A 17,725-nucleotide genomic window follows, 5' to 3' on the forward strand; every position below is an offset into this window, starting at 1 on the left:
TTTATGTATCCATCTTAAACTATGGCTGCACTTTTCCCTAGGTTTCCTCTAATTTGAATCGATCTTCATCAATTCCGAAACCTACATTTTCAGACAATAAAAAAGAGCCAAAACCAACATATTGTTGATTTTGGCTCTTTAAGCCGTTTAGGCAGTTCATTTGCACATTAAAGCCGTGCACCTTTCTTCGACTGCCGCACATAAGCGTTACTCTTGTCGCCAGCTCGGGTTAGGCTACCCCGCGGCACATGGGTGAAACCACTTAATGCTGCTTCCTTCCGGACCTGACATGGTTCATGGGTACCCATTGCGCAGGACCCAACCGTCAACGCTACGTGCAAGAGGCAGACCCTACATACGGACAGCCTCGGAAAGGGATTCAGTCTCGCTAGAGCGGATTGCGAGTTACAGGGCACCGCTACCTCCCCACCTAGCACGGCATAAATTAGTATACGATACATTGTGGGAGAAATGCAATGTTTTGTTCTGGTAATTAAGGAAAATGTAATTTAGACTTTAGAGGATAAATTTCTTCTACTAATTTGTTGACCAAGAAAATAAAAAATGCTATAGTAAATTTTGTCGAAAAGATAATTAATACGGAGGAATACCCAAGTCCGGCTGAAGGGATCGGTCTTGAAAACCGACAGGCGGGTTAAACCGCGCGGGGGTTCGAATCCCTCTTCCTCCGCCATTTTATTTTTGATTAAAGGAGCCTGAAAAATGGGATTAAAAAAATTCAGCTTACCTTATAATACGACAATTTCCATTGTGCTACTTGCTTTATTAATCGCGATTGGTAGTGAAGTAAAACTTATGCCGTTTGAAGATTTCCCTTTTCGATTCGGTTTAGGAAGTATGATTTTCTTTCTAGCAATTTTAATTCAACCGGTTCCTATTATAAGGTTTGGGGTTGTTACTGGATTTATTGTCGTACTATTTCGAGTAATTTCAGATTTACTCGCCACTGATTATGGATTTCTTCAAATTTTAATAGAACGCTTTCCTGCTGCACTTTTTTATATTATTTTTGCGCTCTTTTTCTCCAAAGTAAATATTGATAAATATAAATCAAAACCAATCGCCTTAGGACTTTTTGCAACACTTTTTGAATTTGTCAGCAACTTTATCTAGGAACTGTTTATTCTTATATTTGTAGTAAAGCACACTCATTTATTAAAGGAATCATTTTTATTACTAATTGTAGCTTTTATTCGCAGTTTCTCTGTTGTTGGAATTTATAGTGCGATTATAATCGGTGAACAGAAGAGGCAATTCCAACAATTATTATCAATTGGTTCTAACCTATATGTAGAAACGTTGTATTTAAAAAAATCAATGGACCATATTGAACAAATTACAGCATCTAGTTTCGAACTCTATAAAGCATTAAAGCCGCTAGATCACAATTTAAGTACAAAAGCACTCTACATCTCCCAAGAAATTCACGAAGTAAAAAAAGATAGCCAACGAATCTATTCGGGGCTTTCCAAAATTACAACTACAAAAAATTTAGATGCTCATTTAGTTTCGAATTTACTTCAATATGTGATACAAGGAAATAAAAAATATAGCACTTACTTAAATAAAAATATTGAATTCAAGATGACCTATAGTTCAGACTTCTACACGAAGGAGCCTATTGCACTTCTAGCTTTATTAAATAATCTTGTCGCTAATGCTGTGGAAGCCATTGAAGAACAAGGCTCTATTTTTATTTCAATTAACCTACAAAGGGACGAAACAGTAATTGAAGTGGAAGATACGGGTGTAGGCATTCCAAAAACAATGCTGCCGGTAATCTTTGATGCTGGTTATACAACAAAATTTAATGACGAAGGAAAAGCATCCACTGGAATTGGTCTATCTCATGTACAATCAATAGTGGAAAAATTTGAAGGAACAATCGTTGCGGAAAGTGATCAAGCAACAAAATTCACCATTACTATCCCAACGAATAATTTGCAATAAGGAGAAAAAATTATGCGGTACTTTATAGTTGATGATGATCGTGCGAGCCGTATGATGTTATCACAAATAATAGAAGAAAATCAGTTAGGAACAGTAATTGGTGAGGCACAAAATGGGCAAGACGCTATCCCGCAAATTTTAGCAATCCAACCCGACATTGTATTAATTGATTTACTCATGCCTAAGTTAGATGGAATTGCAACGATTGAAAGGCTTCATGAACAACAATTTACCGGTATTTTTATTATGATTTCACAAGTCGTTAACAAAGAAATGGTCGCGGAAAGTTATGAAAAGGGAATTGAATTTTTTATTCATAAACCTATAAACAAAGTTGAAGTTGAAAAGGTATTACGCAAAACAGAGGAACAATATCGATTAAAAAATTCAATTCTTGCCATTCGACAATCCTTATCGTCAATCGAACCACTCAACATGGCACAAAGTCAGAAAACTTCTCGTGATCACATCCAAGCCATCCTTAATGATATGGGGATTGTTGGTGAAGTCGGAAGTGAAGATATTACACAAATAATTGAACTGTTATTAATAGATAAACAACATATAGCACCATTACCACCTTTAAAAGAGATGTATGAACGTCTAGCTGAGTTAACGAAAACTACCCCTGAAGATATTGCAAAAGAAAGTAAAGCAATCGAACAACGCGTAAGAAGAACCATACTAGCTGCGATGATTAATTTAGCTAATTTAGGTATTGTCGATTATACAAATTCTGAATTCGAGTATTATTCTCCCCGTTATTTCGATTTTACTGAAATTCGATTATTAATGCGCCAAATAGAAAAAAATGAACCTCGAAAAGCTAAAGTAAATATAAAAAAATTTATCCAGGTATTATTTTCTGATATAAATTCAAAAATAAATTAATCGGATTTTGTCGGATTTTCTAAGTTGTCCGTATCATGTATAAAGTAGGCTTATCCTACGAAAATGATTGGGGGGGAAGTAATGAAGAAAAAATTCAAGCTAAGTTTAGCTTCTCAAATTTTAATCGGTCTTGTATTAGGGATTATTGTTGGGGCTGTCTTTTATGGTAACCCTAATGTTGAAACGTATTTACAACCTCTTGGGACTATCTTTTTAAATCTAATTAAAATGATTGTTGTTCCTATTATTATTTCTACACTTATTGTTGGTGTTGCCGGCACAGGCGATATGAAACAACTTGGTCGCCTTGGTGGGAAAACACTTATATACTTTGAAATTATTACAACGATTGCGATTATTGTTGGTTTAGGTGCAGCAAACTTGTTCCAACCTGGTGCTGGCATCAATATGGATCAACTAACACAAACAGATATCTCATCTTATGTAGAAACAACTGAAACCGTGGAACACGAAGGCGGATTGCTTGATACGATTGTTAGTATTGTACCTACAAACATCATTAGTTCAATGGCTAATGCGAACATGTTACAAGTTATCTTCTTCTCAGTATTGTTTGGTTTAGGAGTTGCAGCAATTGGTGAAAAAGGTAAACCAATTTTAGCCGTTGCACAAGGTGTGGCAGATGCAATGTTCTGGGTAACAAATTTAGTAATGAAATTTGCTCCATTTGGGGTATTTGGTTTAATCGGTGTTACTGTTTCTAAATTCGGTTTATCATCATTAATTCCACTTGGTAAATTAGCAATTTTAGTTTATGCAGCAATGATTTTCTTTGTACTTGTCGTATTAGGTCTAACAGCGAAAATTGTTGGTATTAACATTTTCAAATTATTAAAAGTTCTAAAGGACGAGCTTATTTTAGCTTATTCTACTTCAAGTTCTGAAACCGTTTTACCACGTATTATGTTAAAAATGGAAAAAATGGGTTGTCCAAAAGATATCACATCTTTTGTTATTCCAACAGGATACTCATTTAACTTAGATGGTTCTACGTTATACCAAGCAATTGCCGCGATTTTCATTGCACAAATGTATGGCATTGACTTAAGCCTAATGGAACAAATTACATTAATGCTTGTATTAATGGTTACATCAAAAGGAATTGCAGGGGTTCCTGGAGTATCCTTCGTTGTTCTTTTAGCTACATTAGGATCTGTAGGTATTCCTCTTGAAGGGTTAGCGTTTATCGCAGGTATTGACCGTATATTAGATATGGCACGTACAGCTGTAAACGTCGTTGGTAACTCTTTAGCTGCAATCGTGATGTCTAAATGGGAAAAACGTTTTGACGAAAGTAAAATGGAAGCATATGCAGCAGAATTATCAAAATAATTTAGTAAAGCCGCGATTTAATTTCGCGGCCTTTTTTATTTAATTTTTATTTATTTAACTACCTTTGCTAAATATGCTCGAATTGACTCTTCTCCATTAGACAGTGCTTCTTTTTCCCGCGCTTCATCTTTTGCTACTTTCGCCTCTGCTGCATCTGCAACTTTTTCTACATCTTCTTGTGGAACAACAATGACACCATCGATATCCCCAATAATAAAGTCACCTGATTGTACTGTAACCCCACCTACAGAAACCGGTATACCAACTACTCCGCCCCCGTTTTTATTACCAGCAGCAACCGTTGTTCCTAGCGAAAAGACAGGAAAATCTAGCTCTCGTATTGCTGCAAGATCTCGAATCACTCCATCTACGACAAACCCTTGAATGCCTACACCTTTTGCAAGGGAAATGACAAAATCCCCTGCTACAGCGCGGTTCGTATTGCCTTTTGCATCAATAACTAAAATATCCCCTTTGTTTGCCTTACTAATTGCTTCTAGTACAGCTCCATTTTCCCCATCTGGAAGCCGTACAGTAAGTGCTCGTCCTGCAATTTTAAAATGGTCTGATAACGGTTTAATACTTGCCGCTACATTTGTATGACCACCTGTTGCATCAGAGATTGCAGTTGTTGGTAGAGCTAATAATCTTTCTTGAATTGTTGTTGTTGTCAATTACATACACCCCTTAAATTTTCAAAATATTGTTATATTTTTTATGATATAGGAATATTAAATTAAGTTAAATAGGTTTTTTTATTTCTTTTAGCACATATTTTACACTATTATGCTAATCGCTTTTCCCATAGGACTATATGATTAATATTCTGGAAAAATGGAAATAGTATTGTTAAGACATGTTAGATTTTTGAAGGATGGGTATATAAATATGTGGGGAGTGATGTTATGAAAACGAATCGTTTAGTGAAACAATATCAAAATGACAATGGAGAAGTACGTTATAAAATGGCAACTTTCGATATCAATGTTATTGCAAAATCTACTGGAGGACTTGCACCAACGATTCTTTATTTTCATGATAACCAGGACGTGACGGATGATATACGTGCCATTCGTTTTGGTTTAGATTCACCATACTCCTATATAGAAGATTACGATGCGTTTCAGAAAATGCTCCACAAAAAAGAACAAAAGGCAATAAACGATTTATATGATTCTATTAGTATTCGTCCAAAGAATATGTCTACAGGAAAGCAAATTTTGTGGAGTTTTGGTGTCTTACTACTCATGTCAATTCCTTTATTAGTAGCGATTATACTAAAATAAATGTACTGTTAGCCAAAAAATCCGCACCTCTTTTATAAAGAAGTACGGATTTTTCAAATGATTATTCCTCTACTTTACCTTCTACTACAACATCATCAGCACTAATGTTTTCACCGAAAGCAGGTTTTAAAGTTTCGTCATACGCTTTGTGGAAGAATTGCTCTTGCCCTAAAGCTTCAAGTTCTGTATTTAACCATTCAAGTAATTCTGTGTTTCCTTTTTTCACAGCTGGTGCGATATAATCTAATTCACCCAAAGTTGATAATGCTACTGAGAAATCAGGGTTTTCATTTGCCCAACCAAATAATAATGCGTTATCTTGAGCCATTGCATCGCCACGTCCATCTTTTAACGCTTCAAAAGCTTCTGTGTTTTGATCATATTTCACAAGTTCAATATCTGGGTGGTTTTTCATGAAGAATGCTTCTGCTGTAGTACCTTTTGTAACAATAAGTTTTTTACCTTTTAATTGTTCAACTGACTCAATTGATGCTGAGTTTGGAGATACAATTCCGATATCCACTTTCATGTATGGGTTAGCAAAGTCTACTTGCTCTTGACGTTCTGGTGTTACAGTAAAGTTTGCTAATACTACATCAACTTTATCTGATTTTAATAAATCAACACGAGCTTGAGCTTCTGTTAATACATATTCTACTTTTGACTCATCGCCTAATAAATCTTTTGCAAGACGTTTTGCTAATACTACATCATACCCTTGATTTTCACCGTTTGCATCAACGTAGCCAAATGGTGGTTTGTCACTAAATACAGCTACGCGTAAAGTTCCACGCTCTTTAATTGCATCAATTGCAGAAGTCGCTTCAGATGAAGTTTCAGCTTTTTCTTCTGAATCACTACCTCCACAAGCTGCTAAGATTACTGCTGTTAAAGCAGCTAATAAAAGGACTAAATATTTTTTCATGTATGTACCTCCTAAAATTGTAATATATTAAGAAATTGCTGAGCTCGCTCTGTCTGCGGATTCGTGAAAAATTGTTCTGCAGGGGCTTGCTCATGGATATTTCCTTTATCCATAAAGATGACTTCATCTGCTACCAGTTTTGCAAAATTCATTTCATGGGTAACGATAAGCATGGTCATCCCTTGATCTGCAAGCTGTGCAATAACATCCAACACCTCTCGAACCATTTCTGGATCGAGGGATGCTGTTACTTCATCGAATAACATAATTTCTGGGTTAATACATAAAGCTCGTACAATTGCGATACGTTGTTTTTGCCCCCCAGATAATTGTCTTGGATAATCGTTTGCTCGATCTGCTAATCCAACTCGCTCTAATAATTCTAAGGCTTGAGCTTCAACTTCACTGTGGTTGCGCTTTTGAACCTTTAGTGGCGATAGTAAGATATTCTCCATTACTGTTAAGTTAGGAAACAAATCATAGCTTTGAAATACCATTCCGATTCGCTGACGAACTTCTCGCCATTTCGTTGATTTATTAATTAAACTCTCGTTATCTAGTAAAATATCGCCACCCTGTACTTCCTCTAAACCGTTTAGACAGCGTAAAAATGTACTTTTACCACAACCAGATGGACCTAAAATTGCAATTACTTTTCCTTTTTCAACTTGAAGATCGATACCATTCAGTACGATTTTTTCCCCGTACTTCTTTGTGAGACCTTTCACTTGTAAAATAGGAACTTGCTCACTCATTTGTTAACAACTCCTTAAGTTGCCCATTTTCGTTCCAATCTTCTTGAAAAACGCGATAATGGGAAACAAATAACAAAATATAATAAAAACACAAAACCATAAATCCAAAATGAAATCGTTGGATGGTCTAAATTATTGACTTCAATAATTTGTTGGCCGACTTTAATTACTTCTACTACACCAATCATCGTGAGCAACGCGGTAGTTTTAATCATCCGAGTAATTAAGTTAATCATCGGTGGAATACTCCGCTTAGTTGCCTGTGGAATTAGCACGTAGCGATACATTTGTGCAACACTAAGTCCTAATGCCTTACTTGACTCAGCTTGGTGCTTTGGTAGTGAAATTATAGATCCACGAACAATATCGCTCATTTCAGCTGTACCCCATAAACTAAATACAATAAGAGCAACTACCTCTGCACTTAAGTTCAAATCAAAGTTTGCAGGGATTACATAATAAATAACAAACAACCATACTAATATTGGAATGATTCGAAACAGTTCTAAATATAATCTGAAAGGAATTTGTACAAGTTTATTTTTAGATGTTCGAATAATCCCGATAAGGATTCCCATAACAATTGAGATAACGACCGCAATGAGTGCAACACGCAATGTCACGAGAAGTCCTAGAAGTAGACGTTGCATGTTTACTCCTTCAAAAAGGACACTAATTCCCGAATTCAGCATGTCTTACTCTCCTTTCTAGCCAAGTTAAGAACAATGTTAAAGGAAGTAAAATGATTAAATATCCGATAACTAGCATTAATAATGCTTCGTTTGTTTTATAAAAAATACCCATTAAGTTTTTTGTTGTATTTGTAAGTTCTAAAATAGCAATACCACTAAAAACGGATGTTTCTTTTAAAAGGAAAATACAGTTTGCACCAAAACCAGGAACACTATAGGAAAACGCTTGAGGAATAATCACATAGCGCATTAATTGCAAATTACTAAGACCAATTGCTTTTCCTGTTTCAATTTGAGATTTTGTTACGGCTTCCATCCCTGCTCGGAATGCTTCAGCCATATAACTCCCGCCTAAAAACGTTAGCCCGATAATCCCACATAGCTCCCCACTTAAAGTAATTCCGATCTTTGGCAACCCATAATATAAAAAGAATAATTGGATTAAAAGCGGTGTATTACGTGCAACTTCTAAATATACTTGTACAATTTGGCTTAGTACTTTCACTTTGAAATATTGGATTATACTACAAACCATACCAACGATAATAGCAAGAATAATCCCAATCGTTGCAAGCTTTACCGTTAACCACAATGCCGTTTTATAGTGTGGTAATGCATCTACAATATATTGCCAATCAAATGTCATTTTCCCACCACTAACGATTAATTATTTACGAACAGTTCTTGCCCAGGTTGAAGTGTTTGTACGCCTTCGATTTCAACAGTTTCTGGGTATTTTAAACCTAGACCTGTATTTAAACATACAACATGTTCATCTTCTTTAATCCATCCTTGTTCACGAAGAATTCTTGCAGCAGCAAATGTTGCCGCTCCCTCTGGACAGATGAAGTTTCCTTCTAAAGATGCTACTTGTTTTTGAGCCGCTAATAAATCTTCTTCTGAAATAGCAATTGCACAGCCGTCAGTTGCATAAACACCTTCTAATACTAAGAAATCTCCTAACGCTTTCGGTACGTTAATACCAAATGCACATGTTGTTGAATTTTCAAAAAACTTGGATTCTTTTTCGCCCTTTTTCCATGCATCTACAATCGGTGCACAACCTTCAGCTTGAACTGCTACTAAGCGTGGGAATTTACCTTTTTCAATCCATCCTAATTCTTGCATTTCAAGAATTGCTTTATAGATTCCGATAATCCCTACTCCTCCACCTGTTGGGTAAAGAATTACATCAGGAACTTTCCATCCAAATTGCTCCACAATTTCATACCCCATCGTTTTCTTACCTTCAATACGATAAGGCTCTTTTAATGTGGAAGCATCATATACACCTTGGTTTTGAACTAGACCCGCTACAACTTTACCTGCATCGCTAATTAAACCGTTAATTAAATGCAAGTCGCCGCCTGCTACAAATACTTCTTTACGTGTAATTTGTGGTGCATCTAGTGGCATTACAATCGTTGCTTTAATGTTAGCTTTTGATGCATATAAAGCCCAAGCAGCACCTGCATTACCGTTAGTAGGCATTGCTAGTTGTTTAACACCAAGTTCTTTTGCTTTAGAGATACCAACACTTGCTCCACGCGTTTTAAATGAACCTGTTGGGATAATCCCTTCATCTTTTATGTACAAATTATTTATTCCATATTCAGCCCCAAGTGTTGGGAATTTTTCAAATGGTGTCATTCCCTCACCTAGTGTTACAACATTCTCTTCACTATGTACTGGGAGTAACTCATGGTAGCGCCATAAAGTATTTGTTCTTTTTGAAATCTCCTCTTTTGTTACATTCGCTTTTACCTTTTCTAAATCATAGCGAACTAGTAATGGCGAACCGCATTTACATAGTTGTTGTACTTTAGTTTCCTCGTATGTTTCGCCGCATTTTGGGCATTCTAAATGTGAAATATAACTGAAGTCTTTCATTTTTTCTCCTCCTAAAAAATAAAAGACCACAATAAGCCCCTAATATAAGAGAAGAATTGTAGTCTTTGGTTTGTCCAATCAACTAATTATTTTATTAAACTAATATTATCTTAATCTCACTTTTCCTATTAGTCAACTATGTTTTTAAGATTTTTCTAATTTTTCTTAATAAATTCAATTATTTATCCTTAATGCTTTGAACCTTCTGTAAAATTTCTAGAATATCATTTGCTGATGTTGCGACTTGTAGAATTTCCTTTTGTTCTTCACGAATAAAGCCTTCTTCAATCATTTTGTTAAAGTGTTGTATGAGTGCATCATAAAAACCATTCATATTATATAAGATTACTGGATGATGATGCAGTCCGATTTGAGCCCAAGTAAACACTTCAAAATACTCATCCAGTGTGCCACAACCACCTGGTAAAGCAATAAATGCATCGGAAAGGTCGATCATTTTCTTTTTACGAGCATGCATGGAATCGACAAAATGGATTTCTGTTAAATGTAAGTGAGCAATTTCTCGTTTTTGTAAATGTTCCGGCATAATGCCAATTACTCTTCCATTATGAGAAAGAGCTGAATCTGCTACAGCTCCCATTAGCCCAACATTTGATCCACCGTAAACAATGCCGATTGAAGCGTTTGCTAACTGTGCCCCTAGTTCTTTTGCCTTTTCCATATAAGTGGAGCTTTTTCCTGTTTGTGAACCACAGTAAATGGCAACGTTCATTATAATTCCCCCAAACCATTTTGATACAATATATTATAATCGGAAAATATTAATTAATCGTAAAAAAGGAGAATCTGTATGAAAATTTATCCACTTGGAGTTGGCGGTGCTTTTACAAAAACTAACTACCACAATAACTATATTTTGCAGCTAAATGAAACAAATTTATTAGTTGATGCTGGTACAACTTTACGTAATAGCATAACTGAAGCAAATTTTAGTTATACTGATATCGATTTTGTATTCATTTCTCACCTTCATTTCGATCATGTTGGAGGATTAGAAGAAATGGTGATGCAACGTTACTGGCAATTTAATGCAAGTCAACATACACCTGAGAAAACAAAAATTATTGTTCATGAAAAACTACTTCCTGCATTAAAGAAATTGTTAAGTAATGGACTTGAAAATCAGGATCGTACCGTAGATGACTTTTGTTCCTTTATCACTTTATCCGATGGGGAAGTTTATACATTTGGGGATTATGAATTTTCTCTTTTTAACACAACCAATGCCCATGTAAAAGACTTACTTAGCTCCGGATTTAAGCTTGCTTGGCAAGAGGGGAACATCTTATTTACTGGGGATATAAAATGGATGGAACAGGCAAACATACTTAGCAGGATTGATGAGAAAACTGTAGCTATTTTTCAAGATATCAGTTTTACATCAAACGGTGTCCATGCAACCATGGAAGAAGTTCTTCAATATTACCCAACCGATTTACATGTGAAGATATATGGAATGCATTATAACGACAATGTGGAACAGTTTCATCATATGCTTTCAGACACAAAAATCACCCTAGTTAAGAAGCATGGGGTTCTTGAATTTTAGACTAGCAAAAAGGTGTGAAAAAATGGCGGTTTGTCCTTTATGTAATTCATTAAAAACATTAGAAATACATTGCTCCAAATGTCAGACACTTCTAGAAGACTCAGGGAAAGTATCAGATTACTTAGACCCTTATGGACATTACAATGATGAAGAAACAGTTAAAATGGGAGACGGTTATCCAAACACTGCTAGAGATCAAATTTGCCCTCATTTAATGGTGTGTAAAAAGTGTGGGTATGATGAAGTGAGGTTTATACAAGAGGAATAAATATTAGTTCTAAAAATTCGCGGACTACATATGTAAGCCGCGAATTATTTTTGTATGTTTTAAACTAACTTGCTACTTTTCTCTCCCTTTATTTTGGAGAAGTTCACTTTTCGTTTTTGGCTTTTCATGTTGCCTTGCAATATTCGGATTCATTTGTAAAGTGGATGACCCAATATTATTGTTTAATGCTGCCTGATCATTTACATCATGGATTCTTCCGTTTTTACCCAACATTATTCCCTCCTTTTTTGTTAACTTAGTTTGTACTTCCTTTACAAAAACATGTAGTAACTTTAAAGTAGTAATATAAATATACATTTTTTTGAAAGATGTGGATTTTCTTAAAATTAAATACTATCATTAGTAATAAAGAATTATCATCATAGGAGGCTAAAATGAAGATAAAGAGTCTAATTAAGATTTCGATAATACTAACTTTAGTACTAATTGCCTTGATTGTATGGAGTTCTATTTCCTTTTTAGATAAAACAACTGAACGAAAGAATATGTTGATTTTAGATAAAGAACTTACATTACTAGCTGTGCAACTACATGATGCAACAAACTATTTATCTACTGAAATTAAATCTTATGCACAGTTTGGTGATAAAGTTCACCATGATAATTATTTAAGAGAAATGAATGAAACAAAAACTAGGGAAAAAATTATCTCCCAATTGCAGGAACATCATATTCCAAACAATTTGCTAGATTTAGCAAATGAATATATAAAAAACTCTAATGAATTAATAGTAATTGAAGAAGTTGCGATGCTTGCAGTTGAAAAAGGGGAATCAAGCAAGGCTCGAACTTTACTTTTCGGCTCTAAATATAAAGCAGGAGAAGAAAAAGTCGGTGAAACCTTAAATAAATTTAATAGTGAACTAGAACAGTGGATCCAATCAGAAGTAGACGCGAAAAATAAAGAATTAAACGTTAGTCAAATGATACTATTTGCATCGATTATCTTTTTAATGATTTCAAGTTTCTCTTCCCTACTACTTATAAGACAAAAATTGAGACCACTAGATAAATTAACTTCTACAGCAACACAAATTGCAGATGGCGATTTAAGATTTGAAGAGGTAGATGTAAAAGTAAAAGATGAAATTGGTGTTTTAACAGAATCATTTAATCAAATGGCAAAAAACTTAAAAGATATCCTGCAGCAGGTTAGCCTTTACTCAGAGCAAGTGGCATCTTCTGCAGAAGAATTAATGGCGAGTGCAGAACAAACATCTTCTGCTACAAACCAAGTAGTCATCGCAATACAGGACGTCGCAAGGAATGTGGAAATCCAAGACCAAAACACGGATGAAAGTGCCCGTGCAATTGCAGAAATTACTCAAGGTGTACAGAGCATTGCCGAATCTTCAAGTCAAGTTGCTGAATCCGTTCAAGAAACAACGAGTCAAGCAAATTTAGGAAATACAAACGTTCAGAAAGTAATTGAACAAATGAACTTTATTTATAAGACAAGCCGGGACACGAAATTAGTTATGAATGAGTTAGAATCAAAGTCTAATGAAATTGGCAATATTATAGAACTTATTACAGGCATTGCAGATCAAACAAACTTATTGGCATTAAATGCTGCCATTGAATCAGCTCGTGCTGGGGAACATGGAAAAGGATTTGCAGTTGTTGCCGACGAAGTTCGTAAGCTTGCTGAACAATCCAGAGAATCTGCAAATCGAATCTCAAATATCATCCAAATTATGCAAGCAGAAACTCTAAAAGCAGCTGAAATGACAGTTAAGGGAAATGAAGAAATAAGTAACGGATTAAAACTGACAGAAGAAACAAGTGAAACGTTCAAGCAAATTTTAAACTCGATCGCCCATGTTAATTCCCAAACACAGGAGTTATCAGCTATATCCGAAGAAATGTCTGCAAGTGCGCAACAAGTAAATGCTTCAATTGATGAAGTATCAATTTTAGCAAAAACGACAGCGGGTAGTGCTAACGAAATTGCCTCTGCCTCTGAAGAACAATTAGCAACACTAGAGGAAGTCACATCATCTTCAACATCCTTAGCGAATATGGCTGAAGAATTAAGAGAGATTGTTCGGAAATTTAAATTATAGAATCATGAAATCTGTTTAAATCCATATAATTAAAGTATGTGTTAAGTAAATGCCTTCCTACATGTTTAGGGAGGCATTTTGTTAATTCTTTTGAAACCCATTTACTTTTATTACGTATATGGTAAAAAGAGGGGATGTGTGAGGATGAATAAATATTCGATTGAACAATTTATTAAAAATACTGAGCAAGTGGATAAGGGTGAGGGATTTTTTGAGCTGGAAACGCCACGAATTCTTGAAGTCAATCTTGATGGACTTGTTTGGGCTAAAGCTGGTTCAATGGTATCTTATGAAGGAAAAATTAAATTTGAAAGAGAGGGTCTTTTAGAGCATGGCCTTAGCGCAATGTTTAAAAAGGCTTTAACAAGTGAAGGTACCTCTCTTATGAAGGCAAACGGTCAAGGAAAATTATACTTAGCGGATAGCGGGAAAAAAATCATAATCCTCCACTTACAAGACGAAGCAATTTATGTAAATGGCAACGATCTTCTAGCCTTTGAACCATCCATTAAACATAATATTAAATTAATGAAAAAGGTTGCAGGAATGATGGCTGGTGGATTGTTTAATGTTCGCTGCGAAGGTACTGGTTTAGTTGCCATTACAGCTCATTATGAACCTCTTACCTTACATGTTACACCGGGTAAGCCCGTTATTACTGATCCAAATGCGACAGTGGCATGGTCAGGAAATCTCCAACCTGAAATTCAAACGGATATTTCATTTAAAACTTTTATCGGAAGAGGCAGTGGTGAATCCATCCAAATGAGATTTGAAGGAGAAGGCTTTGTCATCGTCCAGCCTTATGAAGAAGTTTATATGCAAGCACAAAGTTAATAGGAAGGAGTAGGTTTCTTTTAAATCGGAAACCTACTTTTTTATTTATTATAACTCCATTACTTTAAATCTTAGAACGGTCTTTAACTTTTCCGGAGATGTCCTTCTTGGGTCAGAAATATAGATTTCCTTATGTGTTTTCTCTATTCTTTTGAGGTTGTTTTGATTACAGTATTGTTCCATTAGGGCAAATGTTTCTGGCTCTAGGTCATAGCTTCCATTATGCATAGCTTGTACACATAGACCATCTGTTAGCATTTCAAACTTCACACGATCTAAATGAGGATTTGACTTCTTTTGATTTGCACTTTCTAACATGTAGTGGAATAATTCTTCTGTCACAAAATCTGGTTGTCGAATCATTAATTTATAGACGAAATGATCTTTACTTAGATAATCTAACGTTCTACCTACCTCATCTAAATCCCAAATACCCTCTAGAGGAAACACAGTATATTCAAAATATCCTTGTGGTGTTATCCCTTTTTTAGGTAGCATTCTTATTCCATAAGACAATGTATATAAAGCTTCAATATGTTCACAAAACTGTTCACTGTTAGGATTTCCACTGCCTTCTATCGTGAAATATTTTATCGTTGGAATGTCAATTTTAGTAGGTTGTTTCTTTGGTAAATAGAGTTGTTTTAATTCTTTTCTCCATTCAAATTTTCTCATTCCTTCCACCTCACGCAGCGCTTACTTTTCTTTTGGTCAATCAGCTAAATAAGGAATGGTATAATTGTTAACCCCATTTAAAAAATAATGCATCTGAATTTTATAACAGATGGCTTATCTGCTAGCTTAGCAAGGTGTCATACAATTTTTTTAAATGGCAAATACTATTTCAAATGCAGTAGTTGTAAAGCAGTTCCCAGAAAGTTTTAAAAAATCAAATGAATCTCCAGCACTTATTGGGGATTCATTTAGTTTATCTCATTATTTTTCCCAAAGTTCAACTAATCGACCATCCGGATCTTTAATCCAAATAAATTTGCCAAATTCACTAATTTCCATATCCTTCACAAGTGGTACACCAATTTGTTCAAGATGCTTGATCATCTCGTCTATATTATTAACTTGGAAATTTAACATCACTTGTTGCTCTGTAGGAAAGTAATTGTCATTCTCGGTAAAGAAAGAAAAGATTGTTTCATTTTCCTTTTGGGGTTTTATTATAGTCCCATTCCACTCGTCTATCTCAAGCTTTAACACTTCACTGTACCACCTTTTTACACCTGGAAGATCCTTAGTTCTCCAAAAAACTCCTCCAAAACCTTTTATCATCTTATCTAACTCCTACCATATGATTAAAATCAAGCATTCTTCTTTTGTACATCTTCTTTATTTATCGCTTTTACAAGGATAACAATACCAAAGTACATTACAAATCCACCAGAAATTTTAAGCATTATATTCTTCATCATTTCATCATTAATCGTGATATTTAAAAGTGCACTTCCTAGGAAAATCAAAATGATACTAATAAAGATGCTCAAATACCTCATGTTAAACATCACCTCGTATTTTAAAACTACTTCCCCTCACTTTAAATTTAACATAAAATGCCATTTATTAGACAGATTATTCAAAAGTGATGTCCTAAAATAAGAACCATCTTTTCTAAGATACATTCGTAACAAATAACTTTTGAGACAAAAAGTAGGCTATTGTTGCGATTAGTAAAGTTGCATGTATTGGAAGCATTGAAGCCCGCCCAAATACTACTTCTATGTTCAAATGATTATTTTATGAAGACGGTTTCAATCCACCTTATAACCTTCAAAATAAAAAAGTACAACGTCAATACCTACGTTGTACTTTCTACTTAATGATTATCTTCTTAAATGCGATGTTTGTTCTAACATATATGCAATACGTTCTACAATACTTTCGATTTGATCTGGGTTGTCCTTTAAATCATAATCGTTAATATCTAAACGTAGAACTGGGCAAGCATTGAAATTATTAATCCACTCTTCATATCGTTTATGCATTTCAATCCAATAGTCATGTGGTGTTTGTTGTTCCATTTCACGTCCGCGCTCATGGATTCGCCCGATAATATCATCAATCGGACCTTCTAAATAAACTAGTAAATCAGGGTGTGGGAAATAAGGAGTCATTACCATCGCGTCAAATAAATTTGTATACGTTTCATAATCAGTTGGGCTCATTGTCCCTTTATCATAGTGCATTTTTGCAAAAATCCCTGTATCTTCATAAATGGAACGGTCTTGAACAAATCCACCACCATATTCAAAAATACGTTTTTGCTCTTTAAATCGTTCCGCAAGAAAATAAACTTGTAAATGGAAGCTCCACTTTTCAAAGTCATCGTAAAATTTATCTAAATATGGGTTTGTGTCTACTTTTTCAAAAGATGTACGGAAGTTTAATGCTCGTGCTAGTGCATTGGTCATAGTTGATTTTCCTACACCTACTGTTCCTGCAATTGTTATTACAGATGTGGCTGGAATATTATACTTTTCACGTAAGTTCATTCTTGATGTAAACTCCTTTGTTGGATTGTTTCTTGTACCATTTTCAAAACAAGTTGTAAGTCTTGTTCATTTTTCACAAAGTCAATATGGTCGCCATTTAGCTGGAGAACAGGAATCTCAGGGTGTTGTATGACAAACTGTTGAATAAATTCATGATAATCACTAGCTAACTGCTCTATGTATTCACGTGTAATCAGTTTTTCAAATTCCCTTCCCCGCATTGCAATCCGATTCATTAACGTATCCAAACTTGCATGTAAATAGATGATCATATTTGGACGTGGCATATCCGCCGTTAAAATATTATAAATTGCCTCATATTTTTCGTATTCAGAGTGTTTTAATGTACGCTTTGCGAAGATTAGATTTTTAAATATATGATAATCAGCTACTACGGGTGACTTTGTTTCAATTATATGTTTCTTAATATCTGTTAATTGTTTATATCGATTGCATAGAAAAAACATCTCCGTTTGAAAGCTCCATTCATCAATATCTTCATAGAACTTTCCTAAAAACGGGTTTTCATCTACAATCTCCTTTAATATTTGAAAATCAAAATGAGTTGAAATCGCCTTTGACAACGATGTTTTCCCTACCCCAATTGGCCCCTCTACTGTAATAAATGGAACTGTCACGACAAGTTCCCCCTTCACGCCAAATTCGTCAATGCTATACATTTTATCATAGGAACAGTAA

23 protein-coding genes, 1 tRNA gene and 1 other RNA gene are annotated in these 17,725 nt (G+C 34.9%); 10 read left to right on the forward strand and 15 right to left on the reverse strand.

From position 1 onward, the window contains the following. Nucleotides 1-37: 37 nt before the first annotated feature. A complete protein-coding gene (locus CRO00_RS20605; RefSeq protein ID WP_272914329.1) occupies nucleotides 38-160 on the reverse strand; it encodes a hypothetical protein in 123 nt (40 codons plus the stop codon). A 13-nt stretch (nucleotides 161-173) separates the two neighbouring features. Next, an RNA gene (ffs, locus tag CRO00_RS18820) (signal recognition particle sRNA large type) lies at nucleotides 174-439 on the reverse strand. 162 nt (nucleotides 440-601) lie between these two features. Between ffs and CRO00_RS18825 the strand changes: the two genes are divergently transcribed. From CRO00_RS18825 to gltP, 5 genes are all read left to right on the forward strand, one after another. After that, nucleotides 602-694, forward strand: a tRNA-Ser gene (locus CRO00_RS18825). 29 nt (nucleotides 695-723) lie between these two features. After that, nucleotides 724-1,134 (forward strand): hypothetical protein, encoded by a 411-nt coding sequence (locus CRO00_RS20495; protein ID WP_237658480.1) that lies wholly within the window; start codon nucleotides 724-726, stop codon nucleotides 1,132-1,134. 186 nt (nucleotides 1,135-1,320) lie between these two features. Beyond that, complete coding sequence (locus CRO00_RS20500; protein ID WP_237658481.1) at nucleotides 1,321-1,971, forward strand: ATP-binding protein; 651 nt, start codon at nucleotides 1,321-1,323, stop codon at nucleotides 1,969-1,971. A gap of 12 nt (nucleotides 1,972-1,983) precedes the next feature. Then, nucleotides 1,984-2,862: a response regulator gene (locus tag CRO00_RS18835; protein ID WP_097075220.1), complete on the forward strand. Its 879-nt coding sequence runs from the start codon at nucleotides 1,984-1,986 to the stop codon at nucleotides 2,860-2,862. A gap of 81 nt (nucleotides 2,863-2,943) precedes the next feature. Continuing rightward, nucleotides 2,944-4,215, forward strand: a complete 1,272-nt coding sequence (gltP, locus tag CRO00_RS18840) for a glutamate/aspartate:proton symporter GltP (RefSeq protein WP_097075221.1) — start codon at nucleotides 2,944-2,946, stop codon at nucleotides 4,213-4,215. 50 nt (nucleotides 4,216-4,265) lie between these two features. Here gltP and CRO00_RS18845 read toward each other — a convergent pair whose 3' ends face one another. Then, nucleotides 4,266-4,889, reverse strand: coding sequence for an RraA family protein (locus CRO00_RS18845; RefSeq protein ID WP_097075222.1), 624 nt, complete (start codon nucleotides 4,887-4,889; stop codon nucleotides 4,266-4,268). A 231-nt stretch (nucleotides 4,890-5,120) separates the two neighbouring features. Here CRO00_RS18845 and CRO00_RS18850 point away from each other — a divergent pair, with 231 nt between their 5' ends. Further along, a complete protein-coding gene (locus CRO00_RS18850; RefSeq protein WP_097075223.1) occupies nucleotides 5,121-5,501 on the forward strand; it encodes a sodium:proton antiporter in 381 nt (126 codons plus the stop codon). Between the two features lie 61 nt (nucleotides 5,502-5,562). Here CRO00_RS18850 and CRO00_RS18855 read toward each other — a convergent pair whose 3' ends face one another. The 6 genes from CRO00_RS18855 to CRO00_RS18880 all read right to left on the reverse strand — a co-directional run bounded on the left by CRO00_RS18855 (nucleotide 5,563) and on the right by CRO00_RS18880 (nucleotide 10,496). After that, nucleotides 5,563-6,426, reverse strand: coding sequence for a cysteine ABC transporter substrate-binding protein (locus tag CRO00_RS18855; protein WP_097075224.1), 864 nt, complete (start codon nucleotides 6,424-6,426; stop codon nucleotides 5,563-5,565). Between the two features lie 11 nt (nucleotides 6,427-6,437). After that, complete coding sequence (locus tag CRO00_RS18860) at nucleotides 6,438-7,181, reverse strand: amino acid ABC transporter ATP-binding protein (protein ID WP_097075225.1); 744 nt, start codon at nucleotides 7,179-7,181, stop codon at nucleotides 6,438-6,440. Nucleotides 7,182-7,195: 14 nt separating this feature from the next. Then, on the reverse strand, nucleotides 7,196-7,873 hold the full coding sequence (locus CRO00_RS18865; RefSeq protein WP_097075226.1) for an amino acid ABC transporter permease: 678 nt from the start codon (nucleotides 7,871-7,873) through the stop codon (nucleotides 7,196-7,198). Next, nucleotides 7,854-8,519, reverse strand: coding sequence for an amino acid ABC transporter permease (locus CRO00_RS18870; RefSeq protein WP_097075227.1), 666 nt, complete (start codon nucleotides 8,517-8,519; stop codon nucleotides 7,854-7,856). The genes CRO00_RS18865 and CRO00_RS18870 overlap by 20 nt, the downstream gene beginning before the upstream one ends. A gap of 17 nt (nucleotides 8,520-8,536) precedes the next feature. Beyond that, nucleotides 8,537-9,763 (reverse strand): threonine synthase, encoded by a 1,227-nt coding sequence (locus CRO00_RS18875; protein ID WP_097075228.1) that lies wholly within the window; start codon nucleotides 9,761-9,763, stop codon nucleotides 8,537-8,539. Nucleotides 9,764-9,941: 178 nt separating this feature from the next. Beyond that, nucleotides 9,942-10,496 carry an LOG family protein gene (locus CRO00_RS18880; protein ID WP_202615708.1) on the reverse strand — a complete coding sequence of 185 codons (555 nt, stop codon included), beginning with the start codon at nucleotides 10,494-10,496 and terminating at the stop codon, nucleotides 9,942-9,944. A gap of 78 nt (nucleotides 10,497-10,574) precedes the next feature. Here CRO00_RS18880 and CRO00_RS18885 point away from each other — a divergent pair, with 78 nt between their 5' ends. Further along, nucleotides 10,575-11,333: an MBL fold metallo-hydrolase gene (locus CRO00_RS18885; RefSeq protein ID WP_097075229.1), complete on the forward strand. Its 759-nt coding sequence runs from the start codon at nucleotides 10,575-10,577 to the stop codon at nucleotides 11,331-11,333. Nucleotides 11,334-11,355: 22 nt separating this feature from the next. Beyond that, nucleotides 11,356-11,601: a hypothetical protein gene (locus CRO00_RS18890; RefSeq protein ID WP_097075230.1), complete on the forward strand. Its 246-nt coding sequence runs from the start codon at nucleotides 11,356-11,358 to the stop codon at nucleotides 11,599-11,601. A 72-nt stretch (nucleotides 11,602-11,673) separates the two neighbouring features. On the opposite strand, the gene CRO00_RS20235 is transcribed toward CRO00_RS18890, so the two are convergent. Beyond that, nucleotides 11,674-11,832, reverse strand: coding sequence for a hypothetical protein (locus CRO00_RS20235; RefSeq protein WP_161946748.1), 159 nt, complete (start codon nucleotides 11,830-11,832; stop codon nucleotides 11,674-11,676). A 164-nt stretch (nucleotides 11,833-11,996) separates the two neighbouring features. On the opposite strand from CRO00_RS20235, the gene CRO00_RS18895 reads away from it, so the two are divergent. Next, complete coding sequence (locus CRO00_RS18895; RefSeq protein WP_097075231.1) at nucleotides 11,997-13,688, forward strand: methyl-accepting chemotaxis protein; 1,692 nt, start codon at nucleotides 11,997-11,999, stop codon at nucleotides 13,686-13,688. Between the two features lie 144 nt (nucleotides 13,689-13,832). Continuing rightward, nucleotides 13,833-14,525: an AIM24 family protein gene (locus CRO00_RS18900; protein ID WP_097075232.1), complete on the forward strand. Its 693-nt coding sequence runs from the start codon at nucleotides 13,833-13,835 to the stop codon at nucleotides 14,523-14,525. 48 nt (nucleotides 14,526-14,573) lie between these two features. Here the strand turns inward: CRO00_RS18900 and CRO00_RS18905 are convergent, their stop codons facing one another. From CRO00_RS18905 to CRO00_RS18925, 5 genes are all read right to left on the reverse strand, one after another. Beyond that, entirely contained in the window at nucleotides 14,574-15,200 is a 627-nt protein-coding gene (locus CRO00_RS18905) for a GyrI-like domain-containing protein (protein WP_097075233.1), read from the reverse strand. A gap of 261 nt (nucleotides 15,201-15,461) precedes the next feature. Then, nucleotides 15,462-15,809 carry a VOC family protein gene (locus CRO00_RS18910; protein WP_097075234.1) on the reverse strand — a complete coding sequence of 116 codons (348 nt, stop codon included), beginning with the start codon at nucleotides 15,807-15,809 and terminating at the stop codon, nucleotides 15,462-15,464. A 29-nt stretch (nucleotides 15,810-15,838) separates the two neighbouring features. Further along, nucleotides 15,839-16,030 (reverse strand): hypothetical protein, encoded by a 192-nt coding sequence (locus CRO00_RS18915; protein ID WP_097075235.1) that lies wholly within the window; start codon nucleotides 16,028-16,030, stop codon nucleotides 15,839-15,841. Between the two features lie 327 nt (nucleotides 16,031-16,357). Beyond that, the gene (locus CRO00_RS18920; RefSeq protein WP_097075236.1) at nucleotides 16,358-17,026 is read right to left on the reverse strand and encodes a deoxynucleoside kinase; all 669 of its coding nucleotides are present in this window, start codon (nucleotides 17,024-17,026) and stop codon (nucleotides 16,358-16,360) included. Beyond that, nucleotides 17,023-17,664 (reverse strand): deoxynucleoside kinase, encoded by a 642-nt coding sequence (locus tag CRO00_RS18925; protein ID WP_097075237.1) that lies wholly within the window; start codon nucleotides 17,662-17,664, stop codon nucleotides 17,023-17,025. The genes CRO00_RS18920 and CRO00_RS18925 overlap by 4 nt, the downstream gene beginning before the upstream one ends. Nucleotides 17,665-17,725: the final 61 nt, after the last annotated feature.

Origin of the sequence: Ureibacillus xyleni, from assembly GCF_900217795.1 — a bacterium.
GTDB lineage: Bacteria > Bacillota > Bacilli > Bacillales_A > Planococcaceae > Ureibacillus > Ureibacillus xyleni.